This window comes from Kordia sp. (genome assembly GCF_965224175.1).
In the GTDB taxonomy this organism is placed as follows: Bacteria; Bacteroidota; Bacteroidia; order Flavobacteriales; family Flavobacteriaceae; genus Kordia.
Map to the genome: position 1 here is coordinate 4029909 of NZ_OZ245041.1, position 20786 is coordinate 4050694.

The window sequence follows — 20786 nt, forward strand, 5'->3', positions numbered from 1 at the left end:
AGCAAGTAAAAATAGGCAACAGTGTGAAGTCTAAAAGCGAAGCGCTCTAATATCTAACAGGCGAAGCCGATCTAACCTTCTCAATGAGTGTTCACATTTAAAGCAAGTAAAAATAGACAACATTGTGAAGTCTAAAAGCGAAGTGCTCTAATATCTAACAGGCGAATCCGATCTAACCTTCTCAATGAGTGATCACATTTAAAGCAAGTAAAAATGGGCAACAGTAAAGGTCTAAAAGTGAAGCGCTCTAATATCTAACAGGCGAAGCCGATCTAACTTCTATTATATAAAAGGCGCTTCAATCGGTAACACAGAAACCTTACGATTTTTAATATCAAACTGATCTCCGTTAGAAAGTACATGAATCGTCATATTTGCCATCGTCATTGGCGTTCCTTCTTTCAATACCTTTTCGTTATTGTGCGTCAATGTAGCACCATCAAACACAATCACCATTCCAGAACCAATTACAGTACAATCATTACCATTTTTGATAATCATTCCTGTATCTTCAGCTAAGCCAATTCCTATCAAATTAGGAAATTTTGCCACTGCTTCTGACTGACGTCCAAAACGCCCACGGCGAATAAAATGTGTATCTACAATCAATTCAGGAATCAAATTCAATCCTTTGTACATACGGACAGCACCTTTAATAAATGCTTCTGAAGCACTTCCGCCAGCAATCATTTCATTCGCCATTGCCATTGCACCAGCACTTGTTCCAGCAATTACAAAGCCTTCTTCATTTTGGTAACGATCTACTAAAATATCATGAATAGTTGTTCCGCCAATTTTATCAGTAATTTTCGATTGATCTCCGCCAGAAAACATAATGCAATCGGCAGTTTTAATTAATTCAATAGATGCTTCTTTCTCAGAATCTTCTTTGCTTCTAATGTCTAGAACAGTCACATTCGTACAGCCTAACTTCGCAAAAGCATCCAAATAATTTTCACCAACTTCTACAGGAATACTAGAAGCTGTAGGAATCACCACAATTTTTGCATCTATACCACCAGCTTCTTTAACAACGTGAAATAAAATTCCATCGTCAATAAACTCTAGCGTATACTGTTCATTTTCTTCAATACCTTTATCTTCATTTCCTCCAATAGGAATCAAAGTACCTTTGATCTGCTGCATGTTATTGTGATTTTTGTGAATGCAAAAGTAAAATAAATTTCTGTCTGAGAACCTTTTTTTAACGGAATCTTAATCTAACTACACAGAATGTCGAAAAGAGCCTTAAAATCTGTGATTTTTTCCTATATTTATAATCATACTTGTTACAAAAAACAAGTCTTACAATTAACCAAACCAACAACACATGGAAATAAGAAGTATAAACGCAATGCGAGGACCAAACTATTGGTCAGTAAGAAGACATAAGTTAATCGTAATGGTACTAGATCTTCAAGAAATGGAAGAGTATCCTACGAATAAAGTTGATGGCTTCGGAGATCGATTGAAAGCAATGTTTCCTTCCATGTATTCTCACAGATGTTCTGAAGGTTGCGAAGGAGGTTTTTTTATGCGTGTAGATGACGGTACTTGGATGGGACATGTTATTGAACACATTGCATTAGAAATACAAACCTTGGCGGGAATGGATACAGGTTTTGGAAGAACACGTGGTTACGGAGAAGAAGGCGTGTACAATGTTGTATTCTCGTATATGGAAGAAAAAGTAGGGCGCTATGCTGCAAAAGCTGCTGTTCGAATCTGTGAAGCATTAATTTCAGGCGAAGACTATGATTTAGCAGAAGATATTCAAGAAATGCGCGAAATTCGTGAAGAATCACGTTTAGGTCCAAGTACAGGTTCTATTGTAGAAGAAGCAGCAAGTAGAGGAATTCCATGGATTCGTCTGAATCGATATTCTTTATGTCAATTAGGATATGGCGCCAATCAGAAACGTATTCAGGCAACTGTAACAAGTGAAACCAGTAATATTGGTGTGGAAATCGCCTGCGATAAAGAAGATACAAAATATTTATTAGAACAAGCAGAAGTCGAAGTGCCACGTGGTGATATTATTCGTCGCGAACGTAGTTTGGAAGGTGCTTGTCGCTATGTAGGTTATCCATTAGTAATCAAACCAATCAATGGAAATCACGGACGCGGAATTACAGTAGATATCAATACTTACGAAGAAGCTTTGGTTGCTTTTAAAGCAGCACAAGAAATTTCTCGTTCGGTTATCGTAGAAAAATACATTACAGGAGACGATTATCGTTTGCTTGTTATCAATAATAAATTAGTCGCTGCGGCGAAACGTACTCCAGCACATGTTGTGGGAGACGGAACATCAACCATTCAAGAGTTGATCGATGAAGTAAATAAAGATGAACGCAGAGGTTACGGACACGAAAAGGTGTTAACCATGATTAAGGTAAACGATTTAACGCAGACCTTAATTGCAGCCAAAGGATATACCTTAGAAACGGTCTTGGAAAAAGACGAAGTTATGGTATTAAAAGATACTGCAAATCTTAGCACAGGCGGAACTGCCGAAGATGTAACAGATATTGTACATCCTGCAAATGTATTTATGGCAGAACGTATCTCAAAAATCATCGATTTAGATATCTGTGGAATTGATGTGATGACATCAGATATAAGCAAACCACTTTCAGAAACAGGTGGCGCAGTATTGGAAGTAAATGCAGGACCAGGATTCCGCATGCACTTAGCGCCTACAGAAGGACTGCCAAGAAATGTTGCGGCTCCGGTAATAGACAAATTATTTCCTCCAGGATCAACGTCACGTATTCCAATTATTGCAGTAACGGGAACCAATGGGAAAACTACAACTACGCGTCTCATTTCCCATATGGCAAAAATGAAAGGGTATCGAGTTGGATATACCACAAGTGATGGAGTTTATATTCAGAATAGATTATTAATGACAGGAGATTGTACAGGTCCGGCGAGTACGGAATTTGTACTAAAAGATCCAACAGTAAACTTTGCTGTTTTAGAATGTGCCCGTGGTGGATTGTTACGAGCAGGTTTAGGATTTAAAAACTGCGACATTGGAATTGTAACCAATGTTGCTGCTGATCATTTAGGATTAAAAGGAATTCATACGGTAGAACAATTGGCAAAAGTAAAAGGAGTAATTCCAGAAACCGTATTGCCAGACGGAACGGCTATTTTAAATGCAGATGACGACTTAGTATACGCAATGCGCAAAAATGTAGATTGTAATGTGGCACTATTTTCTTTAGATGAAAATAATCCGAGAATCAAAGCTATGCAAAAACGTGGTGGAATTTCGGCAATCTATGAAAACGGATATATCACGCTTTGTAGAGGCGAATGGAAAATGCGAATCATTAAAGCGGTGAATGTTCCATTGACGTTTGGAGGAAAAGCAACTTTCATGATTCAAAATGTATTGCCAGCAGTTATTACAGCATATTTAAAAGGATTTACTTTAGAAGATATGCGTGCAGCACTTGAAACCTTTATTCCGTCAGCATCACAGACACCAGGACGTTTGAATCTGTTTAAATTCAAAAATTTCCAAATCTTGGTAGATTATGCGCACAATCCAGCAGGAATGCGTGCTTTAAAACAATTCGTAGATAATTTAAATGCAACAGTAAAAGTTGGAATCATCGCAGGAATTGGAGATAGACGTATAGAAGATAATAATGAAATGGGAGGAATTGCTGCCGAAATGTTTGATGAAGTAATTATAAGACAAGACAAACGCTTGCGCGGGAAAACAGAAGAAGAACTGATTAAAATGTTGAATGATGGAATTAAAATGAAAGATCCAAACAAGAAAACGACAATCATTCCTTCAGAAAGTGAAGCAATTCTTCATGCAGTAAAAAATGCAAAACAAGGTTCGTTAATTGTACTTTGTAGTGATGTAGTGCCAGATGCATTAGATTTAGTGAAGAAACTAAAAGAAGAAGAATCGAAAGAATTGTATGATTTTACACCTGACGACATTCCGAATTTAGGATAAAATATATAATCATAGTATCATTTCGAGCACAATAGAGAAGTTTTGAAATTAAACGTTTCATACAAATCTCAATTGTGCTCGATTTTTTAGTAAACTCCTTTCGTGTAAAATAAAAGATACAGTCTCAATGTGTTAAAGTTCCTGTAAAATATCCAAGCAATATGTTAAGAAGAATTATTTTTGTTAAAATTTAATACATGTTACGATTTTTAATCCCGATAGTGATACTTCTCATCTTAGAGTTGTATACATTTTTCTCCTTACGTGCCTTAACGACTAATAAATTCATTCTTATCGGATTTTGGGTTTTAACAGTTGTGGTATATGCTATATTTTTTTACCAAATGAGTCTTACACAACGCGAAGGACGTTTTAGCCTATCTACAGGATATGCCATAGCCTTAGCGTTGACATTTATAGTGCCAAAATTATTCATCTTTGCCATTCTATTTATAGAAGATATTTTCCGCTTTTTTGCTTCACTGTTTAATTATTTTCAACATAGTGGAATGACCGTTGGGGAAGCAATTCCAGGACGAAGAAAATTTATCAGTCAATTGGCATTAGGAATAGCTGCGATACCTTTTTCTGGTTTTTTATACGGAATTTTTAAAGGTAAGTACGATTATAGAGTTATCAAGCATACAATGTTTTTTGACGATTTGCCAGAAGCATTTGACGGCTATAAACTCACGCAAATTTCAGATATTCACTCAGGAAGTTTTGATAATAAGGAAAAAATAGAATATGCAGTTGATTTAATCAATGAACAAAAAAGTGATATTGTTGTTTTTACGGGAGATATTGTCAATGCTGTTGCTGAAGAAATGGATCCTTGGATTGATACTTTTAAACGAATAGAAGCAACCGACGGTTCGTATTCCGTTTTAGGAAATCACGATTACGGATATTATGCGTATCAAAAGCAAGAAGATATAGAAGAAAATCATCGAAAAATAGAAAAAGTACACGAAGCTATAGGGTTTGATTTGTTGCTCAACGAAAAAAGAACACTAGAGCGAAATGGTGAAAAACTAAACATTTTAGGAGTTGAAAATTGGGGAGCGTCTCGTCATTTTCCAAAACGAGGTAGTTTGCGAAAAGCAACGGAAGATGTGGTAGACGGAGAATTCAATATTTTATTATCGCATGATCCTTCTCACTTTGATTACAAAGAAATGGAGATTCGTGAAAAAGAAAAAACAGATCCTACCGTTATTACTGATGAGCCTAATATTATCAATTTCGATAAAAAGATACAATTAACATTGGCAGGACATACACACGGAATGCAATTTGGAATAGAAATTCCATTTTTAAACTTTAAATGGAGTCCTGTAAAATATAGATATCCACGTTGGGCAGGTTTGTATGAGGAAGCTGGAAAATACTTGCATGTAAACCGCGGATTTGGCGTATTGGCGTTTCCTGGACGTGTTGGAATTTGGCCAGAAATTACGGTGATAGAGTTGAAAAAACGTGAGAAACTAGCATAATCGCAAGAAAATAGTACATTTGTAATAGAGAATTAGCGTTTTTTTAGTTAAAAATATAGCTATTCAATAAAAATTAAAACATTCGCTTATGTCAAAATTTGGTGAATTAATTAGTGCAAATATTCCAATTCTGTTAGATTTTTATACAGATTGGAATGAGCAGTCTAAAGCTATGCATGCAGTATTGCGTGATGTAGCGGCTGCCGTTGGTGATAGTGCCAAAGTTATAAAAATAGACGTAGACAAAAATAAGGAACTAGCAGAAGCTTTACGCGTAAAAGGACTTCCAACGCTCATGATTTACAAAGGTGGAGAAATGGTGTGGAGACAAAGTGGAGAGCAAGATGCAAATACACTTATTGGATTAATATCCGAACACGTTTAGAGCGTTATACGTTCAAAAGAATACCCTAAGTTGCTAAAGTGCTTTAATACTTTTGGAAGCACATAGCGTAGTTTGTCGTATGCTTTCAAACTATCGTGAAATACAACAATACTTCCTGCTTCCGTATGTGTAAGTACATTATTAAGACATTTTTCTGGAGTTAAGTCCATATCAAAATCACCACTCAAAACATCCCACATTATAATTGTATATCCTAGCTTTCTGAGTTTTTTAGAAAGTTGAGGTGTTATTTTGCCATATGGTGGACGAAATAGTCTAGAAACTGCTTCAGGCTTGTTCTTAACTGCTTTTTCTAGAGTTTTCTTAGCTTCTGTTGTATCTTTTATATAATTAACATTAGAAACTTTCCAGCCGTTCACATGATGTTGTGTATGGTTTCCAATGGCGTGTCCTTCACTAATTAATTGATGATAAATTTTAGGATGCTTTTGTACATTATCGCCAATGCAGAAAAAGGTAGCTTTTGCATTATAATTTGCGAGTTGCTCCAAAACCCACGGTGTAATTTCAGGAATTGGTCCATCGTCAAAAGTGAGATAGATTTTCTTTTCAGAAACAGAAAACTCCCAAACTAGTTTTGGAAATAACCATTTTACTAGTTTGGGAGTTTTAGCTGTATAAAATTTCATTGGTAAAGTAACTTTACTCTTCCAATCCTTTGAACAGATGTCCAAATTGTTCTACGTATCCTTCGAAAATTGTATACTCTTTTTCAAAAAGCTCTTTCTGATTGTTTGCATCAAGCAATTCAACAAGACTTTTATATTTTTCTAAGTATCCATAAATTTCCTCAATTTCATTAGATTGTTGACTTAGTTTTACGCTTTTGTAATAATTAAGATATTCTAGATATTTTGTTTTTACTTCATTGTAAACAGCGATTGCTTTTTCTGTTTTTCCAATTTTAAAATATCCATCAATGAATGGTTCTGTGAAAATATAATACCCAAAATATTTGATTGGCATTTTTTCAAGGACTAAGTCGATAATATCTTCGGCTTTGTCGTTTTTACCTTCTTTTACCAACTGCTCTACAAGTTTAGCTAAGTTCGTACGGTACGAAATACTTTGACGACGTGTTTGCGGATCGTGATAAATATCATCACTACCAGAATTACCCCAATCCCATTTCATTACGTTTGCATACATCAAGTCTGTATTTACACGTCCCATATCGTAATTGCTTGGTAATTTAGTTTCAATAGGAATCAGCTTGTAAACTAAACCATCTAACTGTAAGAAGTCTTTCATCCAGATATATTCAGCTTTATCAAAACTTCCACCAGTAAAGTAAATTGGGCGTTTCCAATCGTTCTGGTTTAAAATATCAAGCATCATTAAGTTATTCTTGTAAATCGCAGTTTTTGGCAACTCAATGTCAATATAATCAACCATTTCGTCATGATTTTCTGGACTCACATATTTTGCTGCGTTTGCTTTATTTACAGGAACTCTAACCTTTGTCACTGGATAGTATACAATATTTCGTTGACTCGCAGGAATATTTGGATCTTCTACTTCGTACACTTCGTCAATCAAATAACCATACTTAGTTTCTTTTCGATCACTTAAAATCCAATCCATAAAACGATCTAATTCCCAAACAGTACTATCTGGCACGGCAGGATGACGTTCGTAACGGATGTAATTTCGCGTTCCATGTTTGTATTTATCATGTGTCATTTCAGAAGGAACTGCTTCACTTTTATAAGCTTTGCGTTTCATTTGATCTATGTACCAATCTGTTCCCAATAAGCTTGTATTGATGCTCCTTACATCAGTTCTAAAGCCTTCTATATCTTGTGCATACCAAAGAGCGAATGTATCATTGTCACCAATTGTAAAAATCATGGCGCCTACATTTTCTTCAATAGAATTTAAATAAGCTTTTGCTGTAGATTGTGCTGTATAACGATTTGATCTGTCATGATCATCCCAGTTTTGATTCGCCATTAAGAAAGGAACTGCTAATAAGGCAACAATCGTAATAGCTCCAGCGGCAACTTTACCAGTTACGTAGGATTTAGCAATATCAAACAAAGCATAAACTCCATATCCTATCCAAATAGCAAATACATAAAAAGAACCTACCAAGGCATAATCTCGTTCTCTTGGCTCAAATGGGCGTTCATTTAAGTATACTTTTAATGCCAATCCTGTGAATAAGAAAAAGACGAGTAGTACCCAAAATTGTTTTTTACCGCGCATCAGTAGAAATACAAACCCAAAGAGACCAAACAATAATGGTAAAAAGAAATAGGTATTTCTAGCTTTATTATTCAATACATCAGAAGGTAAATTGTCTTGTGATGCACCTAAGTGTCTTTCATCAATGAACTTAATACCACTTATCCAATTTCCGTGATTATCTAGTTTTCCTTGAATATCATCTTGTCTACCAACAAAATTCCACATGAAATAGCGCCAATACATGTAACTCATTTGGTAATTAATCATGTAATGTATGTTGTCCCAAAGCGTTGGCGGCTTAATGTTTACATACTCTCGAATCTTTTTTAAGTAATTTTCAAAGTCTTCAGCATAGATTTCTCCATTTGCAGCACGTGTTTTGAAATCTTTGATGATTTCTACAATTTGTTTATCTGAGCGATACTGTGGCTTTATTTCAAAATCTAATAAGCCATTATATTCCATATAATTCACGGCATGTTCAGAACTCCACATACGTGGCATAAGTCCTCTATGACGGCTATCAGAGTTTTGTTTGGCACCTTTCCATTGGTTTACAATGACATACTTTCCTAATGTATCATCACGTTCGTACTTAGGTTTGTCATCAACATAAGGTTCATCTCTATCTAAGCTTCCGTAAATGTCTGTATACATTGGTCCGTAAAACAAATGTGTTTCTGGATATTGTTCTAAGTTATAATAAGCTAAAAGTGAACGCGCATCAGAAGGATTATTTTCATTAATTACGGTATTTGCGTTGGCACGAATAGGAATCATTAACCAAGTAGAAAAACCAATTAAAATATACAGTGTACATAAAATGATGGTATTTATTACTGGTAAATTTTTCTTCTTCGTCATACTTAAACCATAATAAAAAGCACCTACAATGAGCAATGCAGCAATGATAGAACCTGAATTAAAAGGCATTCCAAAAGTGTTTACAAAGAATACTTCAAGGTATCCAAAGAGGCGTAAAGTGTTTGGTAATAGTAATTTGAAAATAAAAAGTAGTACACCAATAGATATCACATTTGCTAAAATGAAATTTTGTACGGTAACTACTTTATAATTCTTAAAGAAATAAATCATTCCAATTGCAGGAATCGTTAATAATCCCATAAAGTGAACTCCAAAAGAAAGTCCAACAACCAATGAAATTAATATCAACCATTTGTTTCCGCGTGGTGTATGCATTTCATCTGCCCAACGTAAGGCAAGCCAGAACATTATTGACATGATGCAAATTGCCATTGCATATACTTCAGCTTCTACGGCATTGAACCAAAAACTATCTGAAAAAGTAAATGCTAACGAACCCACTAATCCACTACCTAAGACAGCAATTTTTTTACCGACAGTAAATTCTGGAGTTTCGGTGTCTGAAGGATTTACTTTTTTCAAAGCAATCTTACGAACCAAGTTGGTGATAGACCAAAACATGAATAAAACAGTAAGTGCACTTGAAAACACAGACATATAATTTACCATTTTGGCTACTTCTTCAGGCGAAGAAGCAAATGTGGCAAAAATTGCGCCCATCATTTGAAAAAATGGTGCTCCCGGTGGATGTCCAATTTGAAGTTTTGCTGAAGTTGCAATATATTCTGCACAATCCCAGTAACTTGCTGTTGGTTCAACAGTTAAGCTAAAGGTAATTAATGCTATTAAAAACACTACCCATCCTAAGATAGTATTCCATTTTTTGAAGTTCAAAGAAGTCATGTATTTACTTTTAATAAGACTAACGGCGAATTTAAAGAATTATCTAGCAATCAGAAAAGATTACATCAATTAATCATTCATCAAAATTTAATGTGTCAAAAAATATTCAAAACGTTTTACATAATTGTTAAATGCTCGAAGCTCTTTTGTTGCAACATTTTTTGAATCGTTTTCTATCATAATTTTAACGATGGCGTTGTATTGATCCATAGTATATAAAATATCTTCTGTAAATTCTGGTAAAGAATCATACTTTAAACTGCTGTAATATGCTAATTGTTCTTTATATTTTGTGATGATTTGATACGCAAGCGCTCTTCCTTTTTCTTTTTCATCTAACATATAATAACCTTCAACGAAAGGAATAACGAATGTGTAATAACCAAATACGTCAACGGGCATTTTTTCTACAGCCAAATCAATTACCGAAAGTGCTTTTTCATGTTTTCCTTCTGCGATTAGCGCTTCCATAAGTCTAGCAAGATTATTTCTAAACGTAATGCTCTGCCTTCTTCCTTGTGCGTCATGATAAATGTCTGAATTTCCGTAAGACATCCAATCCCATTCCATAACATTAGCATACATGATATCTGTATTCACTTTTCCTATGTCAAAATTATTTTTGGAAGCATTTTTTATTGGAACAAACTTATAAGTCAATCCTTCAAGCTGTAAATAATCCTGAAGCCATAAAAAATGAGCATCTTCTGTAGTTCCTCCAGCAAAATAAATAGGGCGTTCCCAATTGTTATTTGCTAAAATATTGAGTTTAATTAATTGTGCTTTGTAAATACCAGATTCAGGTAAAGTAATATCGATATAATCTTCAATTAAATGTGCATCTTTAGCAGCAACAATATTATTTGCGAGTACTTTTTCCTTATCAACTTTAATTCTAATTTTATTCGTAGGATAAAAATTGAGGTCTAACATATTCTTTGGGTAGATTGAAATATCATATCCTTGACTATCTAATAGATTTCCGAGTTTATGCGTTTCGGCATCATTCGTTACAAAATCCATCCATCGTTGAATGTCCCAAGCTTCTTCAGTGAGTATTTCACCTTTTATATAATCTCGCGTGCCATATCGATATTGTTCATGAGTGAGACTAATAGGTAATGGATCACTTTCGTATGATTTTCGTTTTGCTTGATCTATGTACCAAGCTGTATTGACATATTCTGAAATGAGTGTTCTAATATCTGTACGATATCCTTCTATTTCTTGTTTGTACCAAAGAGGAAATGTGTCATTATCTGCTACCGTAAATAAAATAGAATCTTTCTGACAAGAATCTAAGTAGGCTTTTGCCATAAAATTTGCAGTATATCGTCCAGATCTGTCATGATCATCCCAGTTTTCTGAAGCCATTAATACAGGAACAGTAAATAAACTAAGTATCACAATTGCTGGAGCGAGTATTTTAGGTTTAATAACAGCTTTAAACTTATCAAACAATGTATAGACGCCAAAGCCAACCCAAATTGCAAAAATGTAAAAAGAACCAACTACGATATAATCGCGTTCTCTTGGTTCAAAAGGTCTAATGTTTGTATACACCTGAATTGCAATTCCAGTAAGAACAAAAAAGACAAGTAATACCCAAAAATCTTTTTTAGCTCTTCTAAAATGAAAAATTAAGCCAAGAATCCCAAGTAAAAAAGGAATCAAATAGTAACTATTTCTAGCTTTGTTATTTTTAATATCGCTTGGCAAATTGCTTTGCTCTGGTAAATAAAGTTCATCGATGGCATCAATTCCGCTTCTCCAATTTCCGTTCTGTAAATCATATTTTCCTTGGATATCATTTTGCTTTCCTGAAAAATTCCACATAAAATAACGCCAATACATATATCCAATTTGATAGTTGAACATAAACTTTAGGTTCTCAAGTAAAGAAGGTTTTTCAATGTCTAAATAGGAGCCAGCTTGATTTAAAAAAGCGTGATATTGTGAATAATCAATTTCTCCATTGGCAAGCTTATTTTCAAAGTCAGCTACAAACGCTTGAAGCTTGTCTTGATCCTTATATGCTGGTTTTATAGAATATTTAGGTGTATGTCCGAGCATGATATAATTTTCGGCACGTTCAGTGTCCCACATTCTTGGGAAAAAGCCTTTATGCGCATCATCTAAATTGGTTCTGGCATTTTTCCAATCATTTACAATCGTATATTTTCCTAATACTTGATCTGCTTCATATTTTGGAGTATCATCTTTATAAGGATGAATTTTATCTGCATTTGCATATACTTCTGTATACATGGAATCGTACGCGATACTTCTGCTGCCGTATTGTTCCATGTTATAATATGCAAGAAGTTCGCGTGCATTATTTGGATTGTGTTCATTGACAACTACATTCGCACTTGAACGAATAGGAAGCATGATCCACACAGAAAAACCAATGCATAAAAAAGCCAATGATAGTGTAAGTGTATGTAGATGAACCATGTTTTTTCTTCTGGTATAGCGGAGTCCAAAATAGAACAAACTGATAAAAAGAATTCCAATCAAAATCGTTCCAGAATGAAAAGGTAAGCCAAAAGTATTTACTAAATAAACTTCACCTGTTCCAAAAATTTTGAGAATAAGCGCGAGTGAAAATTTAAAAACAAAAAGTAAAATGAAAATAGCAACAGCATTAGCAATAATGAATCTTTTTAAAGTGATCTTTTTATATTTCTTAAAAAAGTACAATAACACTAAAGGAGGAATTGCTAAGAATCCCATAAAGTGAATTCCAAAAGACAATCCTATAACCAATGAAATAAGTAATAACCATTTATTACCTCTTTGTGAATCCATATCTTGTTCCCAACGCAATCCGAGATACAACAATAAGGACATTACCAAACTAGCCATGGCATATACTTCTGTTTCTACTGCATTAAACCAAAATGTATCTGAAAACGTATATGTAAGTGAACCAATCAATCCACTTCCTAAAATAGCAATGCTCTGATTTGTATCTAAAGTGTTAGAGCTACGCATTACAATCTTGCGGACAAGAATCGTAATAGTCCAAAACATAAACAAAATGGTAAATGCACTTGCAGATACCGAAACAAGATTGGTCATTTTGGCTACTTGTGTTGCATCGCTGGCAAAAGAAGCAAAAACGGCACCCATAATTTGAAAAAATGGCGCTCCCGGCGGATGTCCTACTTGAAGTTTAGCAGAAGTAGCTGTGTATTCTCCAGTGTCCCAAAAACTTACTGTAGGTTCCATAGTAAGGAAATACGTAAGAAATGCAATAAAAAATACTGTCCATCCAATGTAGATGTTCCATTTGTTAAAATTAAAAGAAGTGGTCATGGTTAATGTTGTTTTGATAGAATAACGAATTTAACTTTTTTACAATAGGTAACTGTCTTTTTTAGAAAACATTATGAATTAAGTTAAAATAAATTATAAAAAATCTTTGGTCATATAAAAGTTTGTTTTAAATTTGCAACCGCATTACAGCAATTGGCCTATGGTGTAACTGGCAACACGTCTGGTTTTGGTCCAGAAGAGTCTAGGTTCGAGCCCTAGTAGGCCAACAAAAAAACTCCTTTCACTTGAAAGGAGTTTTTTTTATGCATTTATTTTATCAAAAAAGAAAAGTCTCCTTTATCTTAATATTACCTTTTCAATCTCTTTTTTGGTCAGAACTTCCTCTTAACTTTTTAATATTTATTTCTGTTATTGATAAAGTAACTTATTGAAAATAATAGCTTTACTAAGTTATTTTTAAAGTGTTTTTGTTAAAATTTTACAATTTGATTAACAAATAAGTTATTGTAAATCAATATTATAAATTATTTTAATGTTAATATTAATATGTTTATATGCAATGTTAATAGTAATACTATTATCTTTGCGTTCGTAAATATTAAAACGATGAAATCAGTAATGTTTCAAAGTGTATTTACAAAGACTAAAATGAACGTTTTTAATGTTAAAAAACATGGCAAATACTCAATTATCACCTTGGCAGCGTTTTGTTGGCTTACTTCAATTAGAGAAAAAAGATATTTTGCAGATTCTGTATTATGCCATTTTTGCGGGAATTGTTGCATTATCGCTTCCTTTGGGAATACAATCTATTATAAACCTAATACAAGGTGCGCAAGTATCTACTTCATGGGTTGTGTTAGTAATCTTGGTGACGCTTGGAGTGATATTTTCTGGAGCATTACAATTAATGCAGTTACGAATTATAGAGACAATACAGCAGCGTATTTTTATGCGAGCTTCTTTTGAGTTAAGCTATCGCTTTCCAAAAATACGTATGGACGAATTGCGTAATTATTATCCGCCAGAGTTGGCAAACCGATTCTTTGATACACTAACAATTCAAAAAGGATTGTCCAAAATATTGATAGATGTGCCTTCTGCATTACTGCAGATTTTGTTTGCATTGATCTTATTATCATTTTACCATCCGTTTTTTATCATTTTTGGAGTGTTGCTAGTGGCTTTAATTTTTATGGTATTTAAATACACAGCAAGAAGAGGTTTGCAAACAAGTTTAGACGAATCAAAAAATAAATACAAAGTTGCACACTGGATTCAGGAAGTTGCGCGAACCATGGTAAGTTTCAAACTTTCAGGAAATACAAGCTTGGCACTGAAAAAAAATGACGTCTTGGTAGAAGGATATTTAAAAGCGCGCGAAAGTCATTTCCGAGTGTTGGTTTTACAGTTTATTCAAATGATTTCATTTAAAGTATTGGTAACAGCTTCTTTGTTATTAATTGGTGGAGCTTTAGTGCTGAATCAAGAAATGAATATTGGACAATTTGTCGCAGCAGAAATCATCATTTTATTGGTTATCGGTTCTGTTGAAAAACTAATTGTCGGGTTAGAATCTTTTTATGATGTATTAACGTCGATTGAAAAACTTGGGCAAGTAGTAGACAAAGGTTTGGAGCCGCAAGAAGGTGAAACGCCAAACTTTGAAAAGGAAATGGCAATTGAATTTGACAATGTTTCTTACGAAGTAAGTAACAGAGAAAAGCCAATTTTAAAAGATATTTCATTCACTATTACGCCTAAAAGGAGAATTTTAATTCAAGGAGAAAGTGGTTCTGGGAAATCTAGTTTGCTGCGACTTATTGCTGGTGTGGTTGCTCCGACGGCTGGAAGTGTGTATGTAAATAAATTTTCAATGGAAAGTTTGCATCTAAATTATTACCGATCTCATCTTGGGTTGTCGTTGTCTGAAGAAACACCATTTGAAGGAACGATTAGAGAAAATCTTGCTTTTGGGAATGAAAATGTTTCTGATGAAACTATTTTTTGGGCACTTGACAAAGTAGGATTAAATCAATTTATAAAAGAACAACCAAAGGGATTAAAGACGATACTTAATCCTGAAGGAAAGCAAATTTCATATAATATCTCTAAAAAAATAGTATTAGCGAGAGCTATTATTAAAAAACCAAAAGTATTGATTCTAGAAGATCCGTTAGATCAATTTAATGTCGATGAAAGTAATCGAATTATAGACTTTTTAACAGACGATTCAAATCCATGGGCATTGATTGTTGTAAGTAGCAACGAACGCTGGAAAACAACATGTGGCGGTTTGATAACACTAGAAAAAGGAGAAATTAAAAATAGAAAGGCATGCTAAATATTTCACACAATCAGCTTAATAAAAAAGTAAAACTTACGCAGTTTAAATCAGGTGAGCTTGTCTTTGATAAAAGATACTACAGGCAGCTCAATAAATTTTTATTTGTGTTTGCTGTCATCGTAATTATTATACTATTTCTTCCTTGGACACAGAATATTTCTGGACAAGGACAAGTGACAACTTTACGACCAGATCAACGTCCGCAAACCATTCAATCGCAAATTCCTGGGCGAATTGAACAATGGTATGTTCGCGAAGGAGATTCAGTGCGAAAAGGCGATACGATTTTAAAAATCTCAGAAATTAAAAGTGAATATTTTGATGATAAATTGGTAGAAAGAACAAATGATCAAATCAAAGCGAAATCATCTTCTGTAACTGCGTACAAAGGAAAAATTAGTGCCTTAGAACGACAAGTTTCTGCATTACTGCGTGAAAGAGACTTAAAATTAGAGCAAACAGAAAATAAATTATTGCAAGCCAAACTAAAAATCAAAGGAGATAGTATTGATGTAGAGGCAGCAAGAATTAATAAAGACATTGCGAAACGTCAGTATGATCGAACATCGACATTGCAAAAAGAAGGTTTGAAGGCAGTAAAAGATGTGGAAGAAAAACGTTTAAAACTGCAAGAAACAGAAGCGAAATTAGTTTCTCTTGAAAATAAATACTTGGCAAATAAAAATGATTTGATCAATGCAAAAATTGAATTGTCACGAACAAAAGCAACCTACGCTGACAAAATTTCAAAAGCACAAAGCGACATGTTTACTGCGCAATCAAGTCAATTTGATACTGAAGCACAAGTAACCAAATTAGAAAATCAGTACACAAATTATAAAATTCGTAATGGGTTGTTATACATTTTAGCGCCACAAGATGGTTTTATCAACAAAGCGCTCAAAGGCGGAATTGGAGAAACATTCAAAGAAGGTGAAGAGTTGGTTGGTATTATGCCAGCAAGATATGAATTGGCAGTAGAAAGTTATGTGCGACCAATAGATTTGCCATTAATTCACATTGGAGAAAAAGTTCGTGTGGAGTTTGATGGTTGGCCAGCAATCGTATTCAGTGGTTGGCCAAATGTTTCTTTTGGAACTTATGGTGCAAAAGTGGTAGCCATAGAAAACTTTATCAGTGATAATGGTAAGTACAGAATTTTGCTTGCGCCAGATGAAAAAGATCATCCGTGGCCAACCGCGGTTCGTGTCGGTTCAGGAGCAAAAACAATCGCATTATTAGACGATGTGCCAATCTGGTTTGAATTATGGAGACAGCTTAATAGTTTTCCTCCAAATTTCTATCAGCCGGAAGGCAAAAACGCTAAAGATAAAACTGCTAAGAAAAAATAATGATGAGGTACATTTTTCTTTTACTTGTATTTCTTTTCAGTGGAAATGTAACTGCTCAAATAGACAATCCGTTAGACTCTATTATGTCGTTGGATGAATATCTTGGGTATGTAAAAACGTATCATCCCATAGTGAAGCAAGCAAATTTGATTATTAACGAAAGTGAAGCAAAATTGCTAAAAGCTCGTGGTGCGTTTGATCCGAAATTAGAAGTAGATTACGATCGTAAAAAATTCAAAAAAACTGAATATTACGATAAACTCAATGCGACGTTTAAAATTCCAACTTGGTATGGCGTAGAATTCAAAGCAAATTTTGAAGAAAATACAGGGGAATTCTTAAATCCAGAATTCAATGTGCCAACAGATGGTTTGTACAGCGCAGGTGTTTCGCTTTCGCTGGCTAGAGGTTTGTTGATCAATGAGCGAATGGCTATGTTAAAGCAAGCAAAATTATTTACACAACAAGCACAAGTAGATCAACAATTATTGGTAAACGAGATTTTGTACGAAGCTGCCATTACTTACTTTAAATGGTTAAAATCGTATCGAAATAGAGAAGTCTATCAATCATTTTTGTCGAATGCGGCTTTGCGTTTTGACGGAATCAAAAAAAGCTATCGAGAAGGTGAAAAAGCAGCAATTGATACCTTAGAAGCACGATTGACACTCAATACGCGAAAGTTAGACTTAGAAAAAGCACGCATTAAATATGTAAAGTCGTCATTAGAATTGTCTAATTTTTTATGGTTGAATGATAATACGCCGGTTGAACTCAGAGAAACAATTCAGCCAGATACAACTACATTTGAACGCATTGACGATGTTTTGAATGTAACTGCTTTTGATAATGAAGACTTTGATGTAGAAGCGCATCCAAAAATACAGTCGCTTAACTACAAGTATGAAAGTTTGGAGCTTAACAAACGTTTAAAACAAAACATGTTGCTGCCAAAAATAGACTTGCAGTATAACTTTTTGTCGCAAACGCCTGATGAAGTGGGAACGTTTAACACGCAAAATTACAAAGCTGGATTAAACATAAGTTTTCCGTTATTCTTGCGAAAAGAGCGTGGAGATTTGCGCTTGGCAAAATTAAAACTACAAGACTTAGAGTTTGAGCGTACCGCAACACGTGTAACGCTCAAAAACAAAATAAATGCAGTAACGCAAGAAATAGATTCGTACGAATTGCAAAACAGGCTTACGCAAGAATTGGTTGATGATTACGAAGTAATGTTAAAAGCGGAAGAACGTAAATTTTTCCTTGGAGAAAGCTCTTTGTTTTTAGTGAACTCACGTGAAGCAAAACTGATAGAAAATAAAATAAAAGCCATTGATTTAGAGAATAAATACTTTACAACCAAAGCCAATTTATTTAACATCATGGCAAATATGTTATAGCTTTGAAAAAGAAAAAATTGCCAATGACAAAATCCCAATCGTAACAGATTGGGATTTTTTTTGTTAACTGTAGTAAAAGAACTTTAACACTTTTGGATTGTCTGCATGCACATATAAGGCGGATAACTTTTGGCAATAGTGCTACATGTACCTTCTGACATACCTTTTATAATGTCAACATTTGCAATAGAAGCAATACTAAGTTTCTGTAAGCTTAACTTTTTTTTCTTTGTGTTACGCATAGTCAAATTATATTTATGATTTGGTATAAATGTATTGTAAGATTATTGAAGTAACAGTACGTTTTTTAAGGTCTTTCTTGCAATTTATAAATTGCATATGCTTTGCGATGTGGTAAGATAGATTAGATTTTTGTTTCTTCAAGTTGTCTGATGAAATCGGAAGGTTTAATGTTGGTTTTGCGTTTAAAAGCTCTAGCAAAAGATTGTGAATTATTGAATCCTACTTCCAATGCGATTGCTTTAATAGTATACAAACGAAAATGTTTATCTGATTGAATCTTTTCGATAGCATACGCTACGCGAAGGTCGTTTAAATACTCTGCAAACTTTTTATTTTTATAGGTATTAATCACTTTTGAAAGATACGCTGAATTTGTTTTGAAACGTTTTGATAAGCTTGGTAATGTAATGTCAGATTGTATATATGTGTGTGCTGTCTCGAAATTTTCTAAGGAATTCAATAACTGATCAATTACATCTTCTGCTAAGCCAATATCTTTAGTGTTTTTATTTATTGCTGGTGTGGTTTTTTCTGTTGCAATCTCTGAAGCTTTTCGCTTTTGATGCTCTACAAACTCATGAAAACGCTTTTTTGTATTTCGTTGCTTAATGTAAAAAATAAGCAGTGTAAAAATGAATATGGCAAAAACAATAAAGGCAAGTATTATAAAAGTTGTATATTTTTTATCCTTCTGACTTAATGCCTTATTGAGCTCTTTCTGCTTCTCTAATAACTTTCTGCGATCAAAAGTCTTAATAATTTTATTGCTGATCTTTTGATAGTCTTTCTTGTGTGTGTCGTGAGCAAGCAGCGCTTTGTTAATGTAAACGGCTTCATTTTCTTTATCATTAATCGTTTTATAGTGAGTATATAAAGCTTTATATGTATTCATGATTACAGACGAAATATGATATGGATGTTTATTGAATAAAGAATCTACCTTTTTGTAATTTAAAATTGCCTTATCTTTTTGGTGTAAAGAATCATATGATTTTGCCATATGATACAGCCCGTTAATGATTGTTAATTTTTCTCTACTATCATGAAGTGAGTCAATAGCGTTTTCTAACAGTTCAGTAGATTTCTTGTATTTCTTTTGATGAAAATATATAATGCCTCTATTCAATGAAAATAAAGTTTGTATATCATTATTCTTCAATTTTAATGCAAGCTTTTTTCCTTGAATATTATACTTAATTGCAGAATCTAACTCATGTGTAGCAGTGTATACATCAGCTAAAGAAAAGTGTGAATACATAAAATCTTCTTCATCACGTTCTTTATTATAAAGTTCGTAGATATAGCATTCTTTAAAAATTTGCAATGCTTCATCATACAATTCTAAATGTGTTTTAAGGATTCCAATATTGTGTTTATTTACATATAGTAGCTCTTTATTATTGTTGAGTTCTGCATATTCAATGGCTTTTAAGTGATTTTCTAAGGCTTCTTTGTGTTTTCCATCTGTGGATAAAACAGCGCCTTTATACGTGTATAAAATTGCGGGATAACGAAGATTTCCTAAATTTTCACTCACTTCAATGGCTTTGTTGTAAAAAACAAAACTTTTTGGATAGTCTTTGTAATATATAAATCCCATGAGTTCGTAACCCATAGCCATTCGTAAGCTATCTCTATCCTTAGTGGCTTTTGCTATATATGTTTTAGCGTATAAATTACGATTTATAGAGTCGTTTCTGTCTGCGGCGAAGGCAGTTGTTAGCTCGTCATAAGTTTTTAATTTTAAGGAATCAGGTATGGTGAAGTTGATACTCGTTTGTGCAAAAGCAAATGAGTAAAAAGCCAATAATAGAACAGGAAGTAGTATGTATTTTCTGGAAAAAGAAAAATACCTACAATTGAAGGAAATGATCATTTTTTTTGGTAGAAATCGTTAATATTATGGAAAATTGGCTCGCACTAATATAGTAGTTTTTCTTTCAAAAAAGTTACAATAAAACCACAATAAAATGTTAATAATCTTAATCTTTCAATTTATAAATTGACAGGTCGTAATTCGTAAATAGCGTGATATAATGCTTTTATGATAAAAAACGCATCATTACATTTACATAATTATTATGCAATGCACTTCCTTGTGTATGTGTGTTGAAAGTTTCACATGCAAAGAATATAAAAGTTGTTTGTAGTTGTAAAATAGATGGAGTTAATTGTAGTAAACTATCAAAAATAGTGACGTGTAAATATTGAGCTAACATCAAGTCGCTATCGCAATAGTCAAATGAAAAGGGGACTAATGATGTTTTTAGTTTACTTAAATGTTAGCTCCATCGTTTTTTAAAAAAACACTATCTGTTTTGCGAGTTAATAAAAGCTCGTAAAATATGATTGAA

General features: G+C 33.7%; 12 protein-coding genes and 1 tRNA gene. 7 read left to right on the forward strand and 6 right to left on the reverse strand.

Translation table 11 applies throughout. From position 1 onward, the window contains the following. Window positions 1-282: 282 nt before the first annotated feature. On the reverse strand, window positions 283-1146 hold the full coding sequence (locus tag ACOQOS_RS17450) for a cyanophycinase (protein WP_420571757.1): 864 nt from the start codon (window positions 1144-1146) through the stop codon (window positions 283-285). 184 nt (window positions 1147-1330) lie between these two features. Between ACOQOS_RS17450 and cphA the strand changes: the two genes are divergently transcribed. From cphA to ACOQOS_RS17465, 3 genes are all read left to right on the forward strand, one after another. Continuing rightward, window positions 1331-3985 (forward strand): cyanophycin synthetase, encoded by a 2655-nt coding sequence (gene cphA, locus ACOQOS_RS17455; RefSeq protein WP_420571758.1) that lies wholly within the window; start codon window positions 1331-1333, stop codon window positions 3983-3985. A 197-nt stretch (window positions 3986-4182) separates the two neighbouring features. Further along, window positions 4183-5481 (forward strand): metallophosphoesterase, encoded by a 1299-nt coding sequence (locus ACOQOS_RS17460; RefSeq protein WP_420571759.1) that lies wholly within the window; start codon window positions 4183-4185, stop codon window positions 5479-5481. Between the two features lie 88 nt (window positions 5482-5569). Continuing rightward, entirely contained in the window at window positions 5570-5866 is a 297-nt protein-coding gene (locus tag ACOQOS_RS17465; protein ID WP_420571760.1) for a thioredoxin family protein, read from the forward strand. Here the strand turns inward: ACOQOS_RS17465 and ACOQOS_RS17470 are convergent. The 3 genes from ACOQOS_RS17470 to ACOQOS_RS17480 all read right to left on the reverse strand — a co-directional run bounded on the left by ACOQOS_RS17470 (window position 5863) and on the right by ACOQOS_RS17480 (window position 13126). Further along, window positions 5863-6516, reverse strand: a complete 654-nt coding sequence (locus tag ACOQOS_RS17470; protein WP_420571761.1) for a polysaccharide deacetylase family protein — start codon at window positions 6514-6516, stop codon at window positions 5863-5865. The two genes, ACOQOS_RS17465 and ACOQOS_RS17470, sit on opposite strands and share 4 nt — an antisense overlap. A gap of 13 nt (window positions 6517-6529) precedes the next feature. Continuing rightward, window positions 6530-9805: a DUF2723 domain-containing protein gene (locus tag ACOQOS_RS17475; RefSeq protein ID WP_420571762.1), complete on the reverse strand. Its 3276-nt coding sequence runs from the start codon at window positions 9803-9805 to the stop codon at window positions 6530-6532. A gap of 87 nt (window positions 9806-9892) precedes the next feature. Further along, window positions 9893-13126, reverse strand: a complete 3234-nt coding sequence (locus tag ACOQOS_RS17480) for a DUF2723 domain-containing protein (protein ID WP_420571763.1) — start codon at window positions 13124-13126, stop codon at window positions 9893-9895. Between the two features lie 154 nt (window positions 13127-13280). On the opposite strand from ACOQOS_RS17480, the gene ACOQOS_RS17485 reads away from it, so the two are divergent. The 4 genes from ACOQOS_RS17485 (at window position 13281) to ACOQOS_RS17500 (ending at window position 18189) form a co-directional block, all read left to right on the forward strand. Continuing rightward, a tRNA-Gln gene (locus tag ACOQOS_RS17485) sits at window positions 13281-13353 on the forward strand. A gap of 407 nt (window positions 13354-13760) precedes the next feature. After that, entirely contained in the window at window positions 13761-15431 is a 1671-nt protein-coding gene (locus ACOQOS_RS17490; protein WP_420571764.1) for a peptidase domain-containing ABC transporter, read from the forward strand. Further along, complete coding sequence (locus tag ACOQOS_RS17495; RefSeq protein ID WP_420571765.1) at window positions 15425-16786, forward strand: HlyD family secretion protein; 1362 nt, start codon at window positions 15425-15427, stop codon at window positions 16784-16786. Before ACOQOS_RS17490 ends, ACOQOS_RS17495 begins: the two co-directional genes overlap by 7 nt. A 2-nt stretch (window positions 16787-16788) precedes the next feature. Further along, window positions 16789-18189 (forward strand): TolC family protein, encoded by a 1401-nt coding sequence (locus tag ACOQOS_RS17500; RefSeq protein ID WP_420575160.1) that lies wholly within the window; start codon window positions 16789-16791, stop codon window positions 18187-18189. Between the two features lie 364 nt (window positions 18190-18553). Here the strand turns inward: ACOQOS_RS17500 and ACOQOS_RS17505 are convergent, their stop codons facing one another. Continuing rightward, window positions 18554-20308 (reverse strand): helix-turn-helix domain-containing protein, encoded by a 1755-nt coding sequence (locus tag ACOQOS_RS17505; RefSeq protein WP_420571766.1) that lies wholly within the window; start codon window positions 20306-20308, stop codon window positions 18554-18556. Window positions 20309-20474: 166 nt separating this feature from the next. Beyond that, the gene (locus tag ACOQOS_RS17510) at window positions 20475-20651 is read right to left on the reverse strand and encodes a hypothetical protein (protein ID WP_420571767.1); all 177 of its coding nucleotides are present in this window, start codon (window positions 20649-20651) and stop codon (window positions 20475-20477) included. Between the last annotated feature and the right edge of the window lie 135 nt (window positions 20652-20786).

Coding starts and splice junctions, on each gene's coding strand:
- ACOQOS_RS17450 (WP_420571757.1), bottom strand. CDS start 1,146: ATGCAGCAGATCAAAGGTACTTTGATTCCTATTGGAGGAAATGAAGAT.
- cphA (WP_420571758.1), top strand. CDS start 1,331: ATGGAAATAAGAAGTATAAACGCAATGCGAGGACCAAACTATTGGTCA.
- ACOQOS_RS17460 (WP_420571759.1), top strand. CDS start 4,183: ATGTTACGATTTTTAATCCCGATAGTGATACTTCTCATCTTAGAGTTG.
- ACOQOS_RS17465 (WP_420571760.1), top strand. CDS start 5,570: ATGTCAAAATTTGGTGAATTAATTAGTGCAAATATTCCAATTCTGTTA.
- ACOQOS_RS17470 (WP_420571761.1), bottom strand. CDS start 6,516: ATGAAATTTTATACAGCTAAAACTCCCAAACTAGTAAAATGGTTATTT.
- ACOQOS_RS17475 (WP_420571762.1), bottom strand. CDS start 9,805: ATGACTTCTTTGAACTTCAAAAAATGGAATACTATCTTAGGATGGGTA.
- ACOQOS_RS17480 (WP_420571763.1), bottom strand. CDS start 13,126: ATGACCACTTCTTTTAATTTTAACAAATGGAACATCTACATTGGATGG.
- ACOQOS_RS17490 (WP_420571764.1), top strand. CDS start 13,761: ATGGCAAATACTCAATTATCACCTTGGCAGCGTTTTGTTGGCTTACTT.
- ACOQOS_RS17495 (WP_420571765.1), top strand. CDS start 15,425: ATGCTAAATATTTCACACAATCAGCTTAATAAAAAAGTAAAACTTACG.
- ACOQOS_RS17500 (WP_420575160.1), top strand. CDS start 16,789: ATGAGGTACATTTTTCTTTTACTTGTATTTCTTTTCAGTGGAAATGTA.
- ACOQOS_RS17505 (WP_420571766.1), bottom strand. CDS start 20,308: ATGATCATTTCCTTCAATTGTAGGTATTTTTCTTTTTCCAGAAAATAC.
- ACOQOS_RS17510 (WP_420571767.1), bottom strand. CDS start 20,651: ATGTTAGCTCAATATTTACACGTCACTATTTTTGATAGTTTACTACAA.